Here is a 16,139-nt window from a genome sequence, read left to right on the forward strand (position 1 = left end):
GCCCACTATTTTTTCAACAAACTCCCTTTACCTACCGCTATTTCCGAGCCTTCGGCCAAAAACACCGATTTGGGTCCAAGGGTATTTAAAAAGGCAAATTCAGCACCATAGGCTGCGCCAAAATCGATGCTACAATCAAAAGTGTGTACCGCATAGGTTTGCCAACGGGGGTGCTCCACGGCGTACTCCATCGTCCGTTGCGCATCCCAAAGGGCGTAACCCCAGTAATGCTCAGTGATAAATTCTGCTTCGCTGCCGGGCACCAGATCGACGCCTTGAGCCTGGGCAGTAGCCGAAAATTGGTAATGCTGGCCTTTTTGCGTCCAGGAATATTGTACTTGTAGTTGCTCGGGCATTTCGTTCCATTGGTACTGCATGGGTACCGTTTTGTAACGTTCGCGGTACAAGGTATTGGCTACCCAGGTGATGGTGGGCACCGGCACCAGCTCGCGGACGAATACGACGCCTCTTTTCCAGCCCAGCTCCGGGTCTTGATACCGCACATAAAATCGCAGGTTGATTTCCGGGAAATGACGGTGCCCGGGGAAACCTATACCCAGCACTTTGGTGTTCATGAAACGGAAACCGACCAAGCTGATGTAGCAGGTATCATTCCACAAATCCAGTTCTACCCCGGCTGGCATATAAGGCACCAATACCGCTGGATCAACAGCGTAATTGAACATCAGGAGTCGACGCCATTCGGCGGTAAGGAAGGGATTTTGCATGGTAAAAATTTGAAAGCCTGCTCAGGAAACGGAAAAAAATAAGGTGCTATTTTAACTTAGGTGTAGCTTTAGTGCCTTGGGTTTCTTAGGTGGTTAAAAATTTTCTTTCTTCACCACCTAAGAAACCTAAGGCACTAAAGGAAACACCTAAGGGACGCCCTTTGTTCCTTATTCTCTTTGTCGCCAAAAACTATGCCCGAATATGCCCATCTCCTTTCACCACCCACTTGTAACTGGTCAGTTCTGGTAGCGCCATCGGCCCACGGGCGTGTAACTTTTGGGTACTGATGCCAATTTCGGCACCCATTCCGAATTGCGCACCATCGGTAAAGGCCGTAGAAGCATTGGTATACACCACCGCTGCGTCCACATCGCGCAAAAACTGCGCTTGCACATCGGGATCTTCCGCCACGATGGTTTCACTATGGCGGGAGGAATACTGATCGATGTGATCGAGGGCAGCTTGCAGGTTCGCCACGGTTTTTACCGACATTTTGTAGGACAAAAACTCCGTCCCAAAATGCTCCTCGGTGGCTAAGGACAATAGTTCCGCAGGGTAATGTCCACTTAATTGCGCTAAGGCAGCTTCGTCCGCAAACAATTCCACCTGGCTGGCGGCTAATGGCTGCAACAATGCGGCCAAATCGCCCAAACGGGCTTCGTGCACGATCAAGGTATCGAGCGCATTACAGACACTAACCCGCCGGGTTTTGGCATTGTGCACGATGGCACTGCCCTTAGTCAGGTCGCCACTGGCATCAAAATAGGTATGGACAATGCCCGCCCCGGTTTCGATGACGGGCACGGTGGCGTTTTTGCGCACAAAATCGATCAGCCCCTGGCTACCCCGGGGAATCACCAGATCGATGTATTGGTTGGCAGTCAAAATGGGCAAAAGGGCGTCCCGTTCGCTGGGGGCGAGGTAAACCGTTTGCTCGAGTTGATAATCAGCCAGGATAGTTTCGATCAGTCCCACGATGGCTAAGTTGGAAAAATGGGCATCGCGGCTACCTTTCAGCACAGCGGCGTTCCCCGATTTGAGGCAAAGGGCAAACACGTCAAAAGTTACATTGGGTCGAGACTCGTACACGATGCCAATCAGGCCCATCGGCACGCTGATTTTTTTAAGCTCCAGTCCGTTGGGCAAAGTTTTTTCTTCAAGTACTTGCCCTAAAGGCGAAGGCAATTGAGCTACTTTGCGTATGTCGCTGGCAATGTCCTGAAGGCGCTGAGGATTCAACAAGAGTCGATCGTACTTGGGATCGGTGGGATCCATGCGGTCTAAATCCTGTTGATTGGCAGCTAAAAGGGCGGGAGTTTGGGCGATACAGGCATCAGCCAAACGATTTAGAATGGTATTGATGTCAGCGTTGCTGAGTTGATTCAGTTTACGGGCCGCCTGGCGGGTGGCGTGGAGTTGTTCCAGGATTGTGTCCATTGCTAAAAGTAGTTTTAGAGCATGTTTAAATTTTTTTGTTTGGCTGCAAATGACCCAATTTAGGCTGCATTTCGCCCCGAAAATGCTCATTTAGCGCTGTCCTGTCCCGGCTTGTCGGGATAAACTCCGCTTTTCGAGTCTCGTTCAGCCTAAATTGGGTCATTTTCGCCTCAAACAAAAAAAATTAAACATGCTCTTAATCAAAAGCCAAAAATAGGGGCAAAAAGTTTCCAGTACGGGTGAACGATTCTAAAAAAATTATGCAATTTGACCTAAAGTCTATCGTCCAAACCAAAAAGATCACCATGTTCAGCCGTTTTATTACACTTTCCCTATTGCTCTGCTGCAGCCTAACTGTGCTCAGTGCACAAAAAATCCAAACCATCCGTGGTCGTATTTCCCCCGCTAAAATGGGCCTCACACTCATCCACGAGCACGTGTTTCTCGATTGGTCAGGAGCTGAAACGACTCGACCCGAATTGTGGAACAACGACTCAGCGGTAGCAGTCATCCTCCCTTATCTGCGGGCAGTCCAAAAATATGGGGTCAAAACCATCCTGGAATGTACCCCCAACTACATTGGCCGCAACCCCAAATTGCTGGTACGTTTGGCGGACAGTACCGGGCTACAGTTTTTGAGCAATACGGGGTATTACGGGGCTAGAGGTGACCAACACATCCCTGCGAGTGCCTACACCGAAACTGTCGAACAAATTGCCGAGCGCTGGTTGGATGAATTCAAAAACGGCATCGATGGCACTTCCGTCCGACCTGGGTTCATCAAAATTGGGGTGGATGGAGATTCCACGCTTTCCGAAATTGATGCCAAAATCGTTAGCGCGGCAGCGCGTACCCACTTGCGCAGCGGCTTGACGATTGTGGCCCATACTGGCCCTGATCCATTGGCTTTGCGCCAAGTAGAAATCCTGGAGCAAGCAGGTGTAGCCCTCAATGCCTGGGTATGGACGCACGCCCAAGGTGGTACTGACGCAACTCGGATAGCCTTGGCTAAAAAAGGGGCCTGGATTTCGCTGGATGGCCTGGGTTGGGTGAACCCGGCTGAGCGAGGTGGAGATTCAACGGCCTTGATGCATTACGTCAAGGCCATTGAAGCATTAAAGGCGGCGGGCTGCTTGGGCCGGGTGTTGTTGTCGCACGATGCGGGCTGGTATACGCATGGGGTACCAGGGGGCGGGCGTTTTCAGCCGTATACGTTGATTTTTACACATTTATTGCCAGTCTTGCGGGAGCGGGGTTTTTCAGAAAAAGAGATTGAATGGATGTTGGTAAAAAATCCGCAGGAGGCGTTTAAAATCAGGGTAAGGGCGAGGAGGAAATAGCGGCTGAGGTGAGTCTTAAGTGCCTTAGGTTTCTTAGGTGGTGAAAAATGTTGTGCTGGTTTTATTTTCACCACCTAAGGAACGAAAGACACTGAAGGGGCACCTCAGTAGCGAGTCATTCCCTCGCAATGGGATCAGCCACCCCATCCGGGTCATTTTTAGCCGTTCCTCTGGTCGGAATACCCACGCCCCGAATCAGCAATAGTGCCGCTACGTGTGGTGCCGCCGCCGAAGTCCCCGAAGCAATCGCATACCTTCCATTCATCCAGGTGGAAGTAATCCGAACGCCGTAAGCCGCTACATCCACTACATCGTTGCCAAAATTGGAAAAGCTAGCGAAAGTATCGGTGCTGTCTACGGCGGATACGGTGAAGACATTGCTGTGGTTGATCCGGGCGGGGGAATAAGCTGAAGCAGCTTCACCTTCGTTGCCTGCGGCAATGGCGAAAAGAATACCTTTGTCGGCAGCAGCGCGGATTTCACGTTCCAAGGCCAGGGAGGTGCCTTCGCCGCCCAGGCTCATGTTGACCACATCGCCCGCTTGGCCATTCAGGCTCGCATAAGCCACCGCGCGTAAAATATCCGAAACCCGGCCTTCACCCTCTTTGTCTAACACTTTGAGCGCGACCATCTTGGCACCTGAGGCGACGCCCAAAACGCCCAGGTTGTTGTTCAGCGCACCGATGATGCCCGCCACGTGGGTGCCGTGTCCGTTCACGTCATCGACGGTTGTTTCGCCAGATACAAAGGAGCGACTGCGTTCGGCATCAATGTTGAGGTCGGGATGATCAAGGTCGACGCCGGAGTCGACGATCCAGACGGTTTTATCACTAAACTTGAGGCCATTGCCGTAGCCGGTTTTGCGCACATTCCACACCACTTGGCGCGAACTGACCAATTCTACACAGGCACACAAGCCCAGGATGCGATCGGGTTCAACAAAATCTACCGCAGGATCTTTTTGCAAACGCTGAGCAGTAGCTTCACTGAGCTGAGCTACAAAGCCATCGATGGCACCGCCGTGAAAACTACTTTCTATCTCTTCTTCGGTCGTGCTGCTGTACTGTTGCATGAGGTCTTCGGCACGGGCTTGTATCGATGTAGCACTTGCACTACTGCGCAGGCTGCCTTCCTTCATCGCTACAATGTAAGTTCCTACAATGATGGCACCACTGCTGGCTGAAGCCTTGACTAAACAATCATCGGGCTCGCTTGGTCTAATGCTCAAACTGTCGTCTGCCTCGGGAGTGCATGCCCATAAGCTCAGCAATAGGATTCCTGTTAAATATTTTACCCTTGACATCATTTTCCTTTTTACCGGGTGATTCAAAAACTTAAACATCTCTTAGTGTAAAGGTAAAGGGCTGCTGCATGTACTCAGTTGGATGGCTGGATTTGATTGCTTCGAATTTAAAACGACAAATCTCATTTCGAGGATGGAAAGGAAAGCTTAAAGTTTTGTCAGTGAAATGCTAAAGAACGGTTTCAGAATAAAGTCGTCTAGTTTAATGCCTTTTTGATCCAAAATCCCGAACAGGCTATCCCCAAAAACTTTTCCTTGCATCTATCCGTTAAATTCTGCATAATGCATTATCGAAAATAAAAACCATGTCGAAAAAAGTTGTCCAGCAGCGTGTATATGAAAGCCTTTCATTGCCTTTCAAGTTTGTGGTAGGCATTTGGCTGATCCACTTTGCACAAAGTATTTTGCATTTGAATTTGGGTAGTTGGGGCATTTACCCACGGGAGACCTTCGGGTTGCCGGGTATCATCACCGCGCCGCTGATTCATGCCGATTTTCCCCACTTGTTGTCCAATACCCCACCATTGTTTATACTGAGTGCGATGGTGCTGTTTTTTTACCGCAGTGTAGCCATCTCCAGTATTTCGCTGATTTATTTGCTGACAGGCGCGGCGGTATGGGTATTTGGACGGCCAGTGTTCCACATCGGGGCCAGCGGTGTAATTTATGGTTTGGCAGCGTTTGTAGTGTTCAGCGGTATTTTTCGGCGCAACCTCAAGTCGATCGCTTTAGCCTTGATCGTAGGCTTTTATTACGGCTCAATGGTTTATGGCATTTTCCCGGGCCAGGAGGGTGTGAGTTGGGAAAGCCATTTGTTGGGGGCTATGGTGGGAATATTCGCTTCTTTTGTGTTCAAAAATTCGATTGAACGCGATGAACATCGGCAAGTTCCCTCCTGGGAAAATGACCCGACTTACAACCAGGAACAATTCTTTTTGAACCGGGATGCGTTTTTGAAGACGAAGTCGGAACGGGAAAAGGAGACACGGGACAATGGGTGGTGGCGGTAAGTGATATCAACGGCACACCACTTTACCTGAAGCGACCACACTGCCTTGGGCGTCTTTGATTAGGTAGAAGTAAAGGCCGCTGGGTAACCGTCCGGTATCAATCCGTTCAATCGCACCATTGATGTGCTGATTTAGCAATACTTGGGCCTGACTATTTTGCAGATAGAAAGTATATAGCGCTGCATTGGTGCTGCTTTTTACTAATTCAACTTGCAAATAATCAAAAAATGGATTGGGGTAAACCTTTGCTTCGATCCCAGTCGGCCCCTGGCCTCCACCCTTTTTAGGCAACGCTGATACCATAATATTCCCTGTCGTATTGGTCGTAATCGGAGGATTGTAATCGAAATAAATGTGCGCCGTATTGGCAATTTCAGTCTGCTCCGCTAGTCCCGCTTTAGCCGAAATCTGATACCGCACGAAGCCGTGACTAAGCGGTTCATTTGTTTTGGTTGGAGGCAGCAAAATATTGCGGAATAAAAATTCAACGGCCCCATCTTTAACTAGGTGGGTTTCTACAGGGTGGCTAGCCATGATCGGCTTAAAGGTTTTCCAATCCAAATTGCCATCCAAGGTGTCTCTAACTACCACCGTAAATGCAGTATCCGTACCCGTGTTTTGAAAGCGAATGGTGTACTCCATACGCTCTTTAAACAAGGTGAAATTTTGGTTGTAATTGGCAATCCGAGTAGGTTGAACCAATTTGTCATTGGGATCGTAAGCACAGCGAATTTCTGAGCGATAATCGTAAGTATTCGCGAGGAGGAGCTGTCCCGTATTGTTTTCGACATAGGCTAAGCCACGCATCAAAATGGTGTCCCCAAGGAAATCTGTCCCGGCAATGCGGAAAAGTAGCTTCACGGATTTGGTTTCGGAGCCATACAATTGATCCACATCCCAAAATAAGGTATCTCCCTGAATTTGACTTGGCGCAGGCTCAGCCTGTACAAAATTGGCCAATTTGCTCAATACCAAGCCGTACCTACCCTGAGTAAACAAACAAGCTTCATTGTGCAAACTCAACCAAAAGGGAACTTCAAAACCACAACGTGTTGGTGCGGAGTTTAGCCTTACTTTAAGTTTGGGGGCGCTTGAAGTAGGTTTGAAGCCAAAGTGGCGAACCAGTGGTTTGTTTTTTTCCAACACCACTTGATAACTCAGAGAATCCGTACTCAGCTCCCAGCAAGAGTCTGGCGCGACACTGATGCGGTATTTTCCTTCGGGGGCATAAAAGCGGTATTGGCCTTGAGCATCCGTGTAGGAGGCCAGGGCAGCAGGTTCTAGATTGACGGGCAGATTGAAGATTTTTTGCTCCGAAGAGTCGTATTTGTGGTTGTTGTTTTCATCCCAGAAGGCGAAGCCGGAAATGGATGGGTGGTTGGCAAGGTTTTCCAACCAGGATATTTTTTCAACCTTCCCTACAATCGCCAAAAGTAAATCTTCATCTTCATCTAAATCCAAATCAGCTGAGGAAATACGATATATTATATTTTTTTTTTCAGCAAAAGAAATAAATCTCTTAACGAAAGCCTCATTGCCTTGATTTTCAAGCCATCTTATTTTTCCATTGTTTTCTCCTTGAATAATATCAGTGTCTCCATCTTTATCGACATCAAAATTTAATAGTGATGGGAAATCAAGTGAGTCAACACTCAGTTTTATAGCTTTAAATACACCTTGCCCGTTATTTTGATACCATACTGTGTATGCACTAACATAGCTATCTCCTATCGTCAACAAATCATGATCACCATCATTATCTAAATCATCAACTAAAAGTTGGTGAGGTAAATAAGTATCTCGCAAAACTTGTTTGGTAAAATTCGCTTTCCCATCGTTGACAAAAAAATGAATCAAAAAATCACGTTTAGTTATCAATACAATATCCATATCTAAATCATTATCAATATCTTTTACAGCTAAATCTTTAATGTCTTTAAATCCATGCGCGATAGTGTAGAAATCTACAAAAGTACCATTGCCCTCATTTTTAAAATAAAGTAGTTCCTCTCTTGAGTCATCATTTAGCACAAGGTCTAAATAACCATCTCCATTTATATCGCCTTGGCCAACAGTACTGTATGAAAGCCCATATTTAGTCACAGGATTAAATGATAAGAACCCTTTGTTGCCTTCATTCTTAAACCATTTAACAGCAGATCCAGACATCATGGCCGCTATGTCAAGATCCTTGTCTCCATCCACATCCATTACTTTGGCATCGAGGGCATTTTCTCTATCACTGATAATAATTTGTTCTGAAAAATTACCTTTTTGTAGATTTTTGAACCATCCAATCGTATGATCAGTATAGGATGTTGCAATGATGTCTAAATCTCCATCTCCATCCAGGTCACCAGGTATAAGAGCACGTACATCCTTAATATTGGGGTGTATTAAATTCTGAAAAGCCCCAAAACCCGTCTTTACATTGTTGATAAATAGCCCTAATTCGTCATTTTCAATTCCATAAATAATATCAACGTCTTGATCTTTATCCATGTCTGATAAAGCCAAGTGTCCATTCCCGCCAGTGAAAGTTTTATGCAAGATGGCTTTTTCTTTGAAATTACCGTTTCCATCATTTTTATAACTGAAAAGGGAAGAGGGATAATCAAAAGTAGTAAAAAGGATATCTCGATCTCCGTCTTTATCAATATCTGCAAATTTCAAACTAGATATGCCTCCAGAAATCACTGAAAGCCGAATTGGAGTAGAAAATTTTTCACCTCCCTGATTTATATTTATCAAGATAATAGTTGAATCTCTTTTCTGTCCAAAGTCCAGCCCATAAACAAGATCATTATCTCCATCATTATCCAAATCACCAATTTCAATAGGTGAGTTCATAAATGTATTGTTGGTATAAATTTCAACAGGTTTAAAACCTCCTTTCCCGTCATTTTTCCACCACTGCAATAAATGGTTTTCAGCTACTGCAATAAGGTCAACAAACCCATCTTTATTCAAGTCGGTTACAACCATATTATAAACAAAAGGCGGTATTGCTTCCTGATAAAATTTATTATTCCCGTCATTTTTAAACAAAGTGCCAAAAGAAGTGACAATATCCAGATCTTTATCATTGTCCAAATCCACGACCTGAAATTTAATTGTTGATCCATATTGTTCTAGTCTTTCTTTGATTGTAATCGCTTCATCAAATTGATTGTTTCCTTTATTTTTGATCCATTTGATGCCTTGAACAGGGCCAAAAGTATTCCATCTCGCAGTTGTTACAGCAAAGACAATATCCTTTTTTCCATCTCTATCCATGTCGGCAATTGCCAATGCATCTATTCTGAATGAACCTTTAAGTATTACTATTTGCTTTGAAAAAACTCCCCTGCCCTCATTTCGGTATAAAGATATTTTATCCCAGGAAGCAGTAAGAATATCTTCATCCCCGTCGTTATCCAAATCGGCAACTTGGATATCATTCAATTCACATACTTCGCATTCCTCAATCACCCGCTCCTTCCCAAACTGCCCCCAAACACGCCCCAAAATTCCCAAAACCATCACTACTACAACCAGGGTCAATCTCCATTTCCTCATTACAGCATCCATTTTTTGGTTTAGTAATTTTCCAACAAAAATAATACATCCATACAAATCAAAGCAAATCTCTCTGTGTTTTTACTGTTAAATTTTTATCCTCACCCCATTTTTATCCCCTTAAACACCTCCAGCGCCCCCGGATTCCGCATCGCATCCCGATTCACCGACGACTCTATCGACTTCCCCAACAAAATTTTCTTCACTGGAAGTTCCATCTTTTTACCACTTAATGTATACGGTATTTCCGGCACCACAATCACCCGATCCGGCACATGGCGCGGGGAAAAATCCGTCCGCAAGGTGTTGGCAATTTTTTTCAACAAAGCCTCATCCAATACCACGCCTTCCGCCAGTACCACGAACAAAGGCATCATCGAATCCCCATTTTCCTGCTCCAGGTTGACGATCAGGCTATCGCGGATTTCGGGTAGTTTTTCCACCGAGCGGTAAATTTCGCTGGTGCCAATGCGGATGCCCTGGCGATTGAGCGTAGCATCCGAGCGGCCCAGGATGATCAGGCTTTGGCGGGGGGTGATTTGCAACCAGTCGCCTTGGCGCCACACACCGGGATAGGTGTCGAAGTAGCTGGCCGTGTAGCGACTAAAATCGGGGTCATTCCAAAATTTCACGGGCATACAGGGCATCGGCTGGGTGATGACCATTTCGCCGACCTCGTCGATGAGCGGGTATCCGGCTTCATCCCAGGATTCCATGGCGCAGCCGAGGGTGCGGCACTGGATTTCGCCTTCGTATACCGGCCAAAGTGGATTGCCACCCACAAAAGCGGTACACACGTCCGTTCCGCCACTGATGGAACACAACCAGAGATCCGATTTCACTTGCTCGTATACCCAGGCGAAACCCTCGGGGGGCAGCGGTGAACCAGTCACCCCAATCGAACGCAGATGCTCCAGTCCAAAACTAGCAGGCTGAATCCCCCCTTTGATACAGGACAAAATATAGGCAGCGCTGGTACCAAAATGGTTGATGCGCAAATCTGCGGCCATTTTCCACAATACATTGAGATCGGAATAACCGGGGCTGCCGTCGTACAAGACAATGGTCGCCTTGGCCAAGAGGGCCGCCTGCACAAAATTCCACATCATCCAGCCCGTGGTGGAGTACCAGAAAAAGCGTTCACCGGGTCGGACATCGTTGTGAAAATGCAGGTACTTGAGGTGTTCGAGCAGCATCCCGCCCTGACTGTGGGTAATCGCCTTGGGCAAACCCGTGGTGCCTGAAGAATACAAAATCCAAATGGGGTGGTCAAAAGGGACTTTGGTGAAGGTCAATTCAGCATCTTGGTTTTGAAGGAGGATGGTCGACCAAGCGTTGCTTTGGAATAAATTCAGCTCAAACTCTTCCACATAAGGAATCACTACTGTATCCAGCAAAGTGGGGAGCTGTTGCTTCAACTGCTGGATTTCAGCCCGCCGATCAAATTTTTTCCCACCATAATAATACCCATTCACGGCAATCAAGACCACCGGCTCGATTTGTACAAAACGTTCGAGCACACTACTGACCCCAAAATCAGGGGAACAGCAGGACCAAACCGCACCAATGGACAGGCTCGCCAAGAGCGCCACTGTTGCCTGCGGGATGTTGGGCAGGTACCCAACGACCCGATCACCGGGCTTCACGCCCACATATAATAGGTGTGCCCGCAGTGCGGCAACCTGAGTACGCAACTCATCCCAACTTGTTTCTTGCCGCTCAATGTGTTCAGCCTGGAAAATAATCGCTGGAAACCGATCGTCTGCACGGCGAAAAATCTCCTCGGCATAGTTGAGCAGCGCGCCTTCAAACCAACGAGTATGGGGCATTTCCCCCTGCATGGCTGCGGAATAAGTCCAGTCCAAGTCAAAATAGCGCAGCAGGGAAGTCCAAAATGCCGCAGGCTGATCCACCGACCATTGCCAGGCGGAGGTATAATCCGCAGGAATGGCGAGTCCAGATTCTTTTTCCAGCCAATTCAGGTAATGGGTCAGGTTGGTTTGAGCGATCCACTCCGGGGAGGGTGTCCAGCGCAGGTGGTTGTTCATGAGGTTTTTTTAAAAACAGAAGGGCAACCCTGATCGAAACCCGGATTGCCCTTTTGATTCAAGCAATAATGTTAACGTAGAATAGTCCGCTCGGTTAATTAACTGAGTCAGAAAGTTCTTTGCCAGGCTTGAATTTTACCACTTTTTTGGCATCAATTGTGATGGTTTCACCAGTTTGTGGGTTGCGGCCAGAGCGAGCGTCACGTTTGGAAACAGAAAAAGTACCGAAACCGATTAGGGTTACTTTTCCGTCGCCTTTCAATTCGGCAGCAATACTGTCCAAAACGGCATTCAGCGCGTCAGTTGCTTGGGCTTTGGTAATCTTCGCGCCTTCAGCAATTTTGTTAATCAGATCTCCTTTATTCATCTCAAAGGGTTTTGATTAAAAATTAATTGGTGTCAAATTTAGGGGCTCTCATTTTTAAAACCAAGTTATTTTTGGTAAAAAACCCGAAAAACCTAGATTTCACAAGGGCTTTCGAGCGTTATACCCTCATAAACGCAAAAAAACAGTTGTTATGTTACCTAAATTTAGAAAAACTTTTGCCTTGCCGTCCAATTTGGCCTTGCTCTTGCTCTGTATTTTCTGTGTGGTGGGCAGTGCCAGCAGCTTTAGTTGCAGCCGAAAATCGGGTTGCCCGGCCGTAGACACCGTCAGTTCCCGCCTGGCTGGAGGTAAAGAAATGCCCAAAGCCAAACGCTCTAAGAGTAGTGGTCTTTTCCCCAAAGGGTTCAAACGATAGTTTGGCAAAGTTCCAGGAGCACGCCGTTGGCTGACTTGGGATGGACAAAGCACACCAGCTTATTGTCGGCACCGCGCTTGGGTTCCGCATTGAGGAGTTGAAAACCCTCTTTGCGCAGGCGTTCCATTTCGGCGTAAATGTCGTCGACCTCAAAAGCGATGTGGTGCAAGCCCTCGGGCTTTTTTTCCAGGTATTTGGCGATGGCACTATCCGGGTGGGTAGCCTCCAGCAATTCGATTTTTGCCTCACCAGTTTGCAAAAAAGAGGTTTTGACATACTCCGAAGCTACTTCTTCCTCTTTATAAGGTGCAATACCCAGGAGTTTTTCAAAATGAGCATTGCTGTCTTCCAGGTTTTTTACGGCAATGCCGATGTGTTCGAGGCGCAAAATCATGTGAAACAAGTTGAAAAGTTCAGAGCCAATACAAGATAGGCTTTTTATTTTGCGGCGTAAACTTTTCAACTCTTCAACACTAAACTTTTCAACTCTTCCAAAATGCACTTACCTTTGCAGTAAATTTTTAAAGCTGATCAAAAAAACTGTTCCCGGAAGAAAAGAATCTTCACGGGTCAGGGGCAATAAACATACAATGGTTGAAGTCAAAATTCTTTCAGGAACCAATTCCAGTTATTTGGCTGAAAAAATTGCCGATTATTACGGGAACCCGCTCTGCGATGTAAAAATGAACCGCTTCAGCGATGGCGAAATGCAGCCGGTCATCAATGAATCGGTACGGGGCGCTTACGTCTTTTTTATCCAATCTACTTTCCCCCCTGCTGAAAACCTCATGGAATTGTTGCTGCTGATAGATGCAGCCAAGCGGGCTTCAGCGGGTTACGTCACCGCGGTGATTCCCTATTTTGGTTACGCCCGACAAGACCGCAAGGATCAGCCACGGGTGCCCATTTCAGCCAAATTGATTGCCAACTTATTGGAAGCAGCGGGTGCCAATCGGATCATGACCATGGATTTCCACGCTGATCAAATCCAGGGCTTTTTCGACATCCCTGTGGATCACCTCAAAAGTGAAGCCATCTATATTCCTTACCTGCAAGAACAGGCGATGGACAATATCATTTTTGCTTCGCCGGATGTGGGTGGGGTCAAAAGAGCCCGTTCTTACTCCAAACATTTTCGCACCGAACTAGTGATTTGTGACAAATACCGCGAAAAAGCCAACCAAATTGCCGGGATGACCGTGATTGGAAATGTGGAAGGCCGCGATGTCATTTTGGTGGATGATATGGTGGATACAGCTGGTACACTCTGCCGGGCTGCGGATATCATCATGGAAAAAGGAGCGACTAGTGTGCGCGCCATTTGTACCCACCCGATACTTTCTGGCAAGGCGTACGAAAATGTAGAAAATTCTGCGCTGACTGAGTTGATTGTGTGTGATACGATTCCGTTAAAGCAAAGTTCACCTAAGATTAAAGTCTTGTCGACTGCGAAGTTGTTTGCGCGGGCGATTCGGAATACGCATGAGCATCGGTCGATATCTGCCCTCTTCGTAGACTAACTCCCACGACTAAAGTCATGGGTTGAGGCGGTTGGGTGGCCTCCCACGGATAAATCCGTGGGTTGGCTGAGCTTATGCAAGATTCCTAGGGGCAACGGACAACACACCCACACGATCACACTTTCACACCCACACTCATTCTTGTGGATTGGCGTTATTTATTCGGGGTGTGGGATAAAAAAATCAGAAAGTTTTTATCTTTGCGTGCCCTAAGCGAAGGCTTGGGTATCTAACGTATTATTAACCATACATTTGTCTCAAATCATGGAAACAATTGCTATCACTGGTCAGTCTAGATCTGGCCTGGGCAAAAAGCCATCCAAAGATTTGCGGAACGATGGCCGAATCCCGTGTGTATTGTACGGAGGGCAGGACGTAGTTCATTTTTCAGTTACACTGAACGACGTCAAAAACCTCATCTATACACCAGATTTCCGCGTTGCAAATCTGACTGTTGACGGTGCAACTTACCGTTGTATCGTAAAAGATTACCAATTGCACCCACTGACCAGCAATTTGACCCACATCGACTTCCTGAGTCTGATTGATGGTCAAAAAGTAAAACTGGAAGTGCCAGTGCGGACCAAAGGCGTTTCTCCTGGGGTAAAGCTGGGGGGTAAATTGCAGCAAAAACTACGTCGGGTAAAGGTAAAAACCTTGCCAGAGGAAATGGTTACTGAGCTTTTTATCGACATTTCTCCTTTGGATCTGGGCCAATCTTTGCGGGTTCGCGACATCCAGGTTCCTGAAGGAATCGAGCTGTTGAACTCACCAAGCATTCCGGTGGTTACCATCGAAATTCCACGTGCATTGCGTTCTGCTGCTGCCGCTGAAGCAAAAGATCCTAAGAAGAAGAAATAAGAAGGAATCCTTCTTTTTCAGGGGGTTGTTCGACTTTTATCAAGTTGAACAACCCTTTTTTTATTTCTCCAAGAACGAAAAAGTTGCTCGGGCGTTAAGAAAAGAGATGTATTTTTGTTTCCTAGTAGTGGGGCAAAAATAAGTGCTCATTTTTCCTGAGCCAAAGGATTAGATAAGACACTTAAAATGAATCGTTTACTTATCTAATCCTTTGGCAAAATGAGCACTTATTTTTTTATCGCCCCCTTCTCGAAGCAATGTGAACAATAACTAAAGTCTTTTTGGAAAAAGTGGTATATGGCTGTTGCAATTAAAATGAAATTAAACGAGAAGCTCTATTTGCGGGATCCTCAAGAAACCAAGTTGGGGAGAAACATCATCCAACACAGTATCATGATGATCGACGCAATGGGCTTCGAAGACTTTACCTTCAAAAAACTAGCCGAACGAATTGAGTCTACCGAAGCCTCGATTTATCGCTATTTTGAAAACAAACACCGCCTCTTGCTTTTTTTGCTGAGCTGGTATTGGGAATGGGTAAAGTATTGCATTGACCTCAAAATTCTCAACATTGAGGACCCAGCCCGTAGATTGAAAATTGCCCTGGAAACCTTGGTAGAAGCCGCCCACCGCGATGACCCCAACACCGACCACGTCAATGAAGCTGTGCTTCACCGCATCGTCATCGCCGAATCGGCCAAAGGGTATTACACTAAGCAGGTCGATGAAGAGAACCGACAAGGTTTGTTCCTTACTTACAAAGCCTTGTGCAGAACCATACAAGCCATCATAGAGGAGATCAACCCTCAATTTCCCTATCCCAGGGCCTTGTCAAGTACCCTATTGGAAATGGCCAAAAGCCACGTCTATTTTTCAGAACACCTGCCCTCTTTGACCGACATCTCTTTTAAATCAGGAAACAGCGAAGAACAGGTGCAGAGATTATTGATTGATTTTGCCTTTGGCTTGCTTAAAAGTGATCAATTTGCTAAACAAACAGAAAATGGCCAGTCAAATACACTTTAAATCAACTTTTTTGAGAAACATTTATCTTTACCCTTGAATGAATCATTCTGATTCTTCGATACAACCATAAAATTCCCGTACCATCATGCAAATCAAAAGATCAGCTACTGCCCATTGGGAAGGCTCCGGCAAAACCGGCATTGGCACCATGGCCACCCAAAGTACCGTACTGCACGATACCCAGTACAGCTACAATACCCGTTTTGAAGACGGTATTGGTACCAACCCTGAAGAGCTCATCGGCGCAGCACATGCCGGTTGTTTTTCTATGAAATTGGCGTTTGTACTCCAAGCTGCTGGCTTTACTGCCGATAGCATCGACACCAAAGCTACCGTCATCCTTGAAGCTGGTGCCATCACCACGGTGCAGCTGGAAACTTCAGTGAAAGTTGCGGGAGTAAGTCTGGCTCAATTGGAAGAATTCACTGCTGATGCCAAGGCGAATTGCCCGGTATCCAAGTTGTTGAATGCTGAAATCACTTTGACAACTACTTTGTTATAATAGTTCTCGTCATCAAAACTTGCGTTGAGTCGGCAAATTGCCCTCAACGCCAGTTTTGTCTA

At 46.5% G+C, this 16,139-nt stretch carries 14 protein-coding genes; 7 read left to right on the forward strand and 7 right to left on the reverse strand.

What is annotated here, in order from left to right:
• Nucleotides 1–5 precede the first annotated feature (5 nt).
• Both ACEW9O_RS22560 and ACEW9O_RS22565 read right to left on the reverse strand, forming a co-directional pair.
• Complete coding sequence (locus ACEW9O_RS22560; RefSeq protein WP_373552472.1) at nt 6–728, reverse strand: YqjF family protein; 723 nt, start codon at nt 726–728, stop codon at nt 6–8.
• A gap of 190 nt (nt 729–918) precedes the next feature.
• On the reverse strand, nt 919–2,166 hold the full coding sequence (locus ACEW9O_RS22565; protein WP_373552473.1) for a glutamate-5-semialdehyde dehydrogenase: 1,248 nt from the start codon (nt 2,164–2,166) through the stop codon (nt 919–921).
• Nucleotides 2,167–2,426: 260 nt separating this feature from the next.
• On the opposite strand from ACEW9O_RS22565, the gene ACEW9O_RS22570 reads away from it, so the two are divergent.
• Nucleotides 2,427–3,506, forward strand: a complete 1,080-nt coding sequence (locus tag ACEW9O_RS22570) for a phosphotriesterase (RefSeq protein ID WP_373552474.1) — start codon at nt 2,427–2,429, stop codon at nt 3,504–3,506.
• Between the two features lie 115 nt (nt 3,507–3,621).
• Here the strand turns inward: ACEW9O_RS22570 and ACEW9O_RS22575 are convergent, their stop codons facing one another.
• On the reverse strand, nt 3,622–4,809 hold the full coding sequence (locus tag ACEW9O_RS22575; protein WP_373552475.1) for a S8 family serine peptidase: 1,188 nt from the start codon (nt 4,807–4,809) through the stop codon (nt 3,622–3,624).
• A 305-nt stretch (nt 4,810–5,114) separates the two neighbouring features.
• Here ACEW9O_RS22575 and ACEW9O_RS22580 point away from each other — a divergent pair, with 305 nt between their 5' ends.
• Nucleotides 5,115–5,819, forward strand: coding sequence for a rhomboid family intramembrane serine protease (locus tag ACEW9O_RS22580; protein ID WP_373552476.1), 705 nt, complete (start codon nt 5,115–5,117; stop codon nt 5,817–5,819).
• 6 nt (nt 5,820–5,825) lie between these two features.
• On the opposite strand, the gene ACEW9O_RS22585 is transcribed toward ACEW9O_RS22580, so the two are convergent.
• The 3 genes from ACEW9O_RS22585 to ACEW9O_RS22595 form a co-directional block, all read right to left on the reverse strand.
• Nucleotides 5,826–9,389: an FG-GAP-like repeat-containing protein gene (locus ACEW9O_RS22585; protein ID WP_373552477.1), complete on the reverse strand. Its 3,564-nt coding sequence runs from the start codon at nt 9,387–9,389 to the stop codon at nt 5,826–5,828.
• An 89-nt stretch (nt 9,390–9,478) separates the two neighbouring features.
• On the reverse strand, nt 9,479–11,425 hold the full coding sequence (locus ACEW9O_RS22590; RefSeq protein ID WP_373552478.1) for an acetoacetate--CoA ligase: 1,947 nt from the start codon (nt 11,423–11,425) through the stop codon (nt 9,479–9,481).
• Between the two features lie 94 nt (nt 11,426–11,519).
• A complete protein-coding gene (locus ACEW9O_RS22595; RefSeq protein WP_373552479.1) occupies nt 11,520–11,792 on the reverse strand; it encodes an HU family DNA-binding protein in 273 nt (90 codons plus the stop codon).
• A gap of 151 nt (nt 11,793–11,943) precedes the next feature.
• Between ACEW9O_RS22595 and ACEW9O_RS22600 the strand changes: the two genes are divergently transcribed.
• Nucleotides 11,944–12,168 (forward strand): hypothetical protein, encoded by a 225-nt coding sequence (locus ACEW9O_RS22600; protein ID WP_373552480.1) that lies wholly within the window; start codon nt 11,944–11,946, stop codon nt 12,166–12,168.
• Here ACEW9O_RS22600 and mce read toward each other — a convergent pair.
• On the reverse strand, nt 12,158–12,562 hold the full coding sequence (mce, locus tag ACEW9O_RS22605; RefSeq protein ID WP_373552481.1) for a methylmalonyl-CoA epimerase: 405 nt from the start codon (nt 12,560–12,562) through the stop codon (nt 12,158–12,160). The genes ACEW9O_RS22600 and mce overlap by 11 nt on opposite strands.
• 196 nt (nt 12,563–12,758) lie before the next feature.
• Between mce and ACEW9O_RS22610 the strand changes: the two genes are divergently transcribed.
• The 4 genes from ACEW9O_RS22610 (at nt 12,759) to ACEW9O_RS22625 (ending at nt 16,077) form a co-directional block, all read left to right on the forward strand.
• A complete protein-coding gene (locus ACEW9O_RS22610; RefSeq protein WP_373552482.1) occupies nt 12,759–13,688 on the forward strand; it encodes a ribose-phosphate pyrophosphokinase in 930 nt (309 codons plus the stop codon).
• 264 nt (nt 13,689–13,952) lie between these two features.
• Entirely contained in the window at nt 13,953–14,549 is a 597-nt protein-coding gene (locus ACEW9O_RS22615; protein ID WP_373552483.1) for a 50S ribosomal protein L25, read from the forward strand.
• Nucleotides 14,550–14,846: 297 nt separating this feature from the next.
• Nucleotides 14,847–15,575, forward strand: a complete 729-nt coding sequence (locus tag ACEW9O_RS22620; protein ID WP_373552484.1) for a TetR/AcrR family transcriptional regulator — start codon at nt 14,847–14,849, stop codon at nt 15,573–15,575.
• A gap of 85 nt (nt 15,576–15,660) precedes the next feature.
• Nucleotides 15,661–16,077 (forward strand): OsmC family protein, encoded by a 417-nt coding sequence (locus tag ACEW9O_RS22625; protein WP_373552485.1) that lies wholly within the window; start codon nt 15,661–15,663, stop codon nt 16,075–16,077.
• The last annotated feature ends 62 nt before the right edge of the window (nt 16,078–16,139 follow it).

This window comes from Haliscomenobacter sp. (assembly GCF_041740695.1).
Classification (GTDB): domain Bacteria; phylum Bacteroidota; class Bacteroidia; order Chitinophagales; family Saprospiraceae; genus Haliscomenobacter.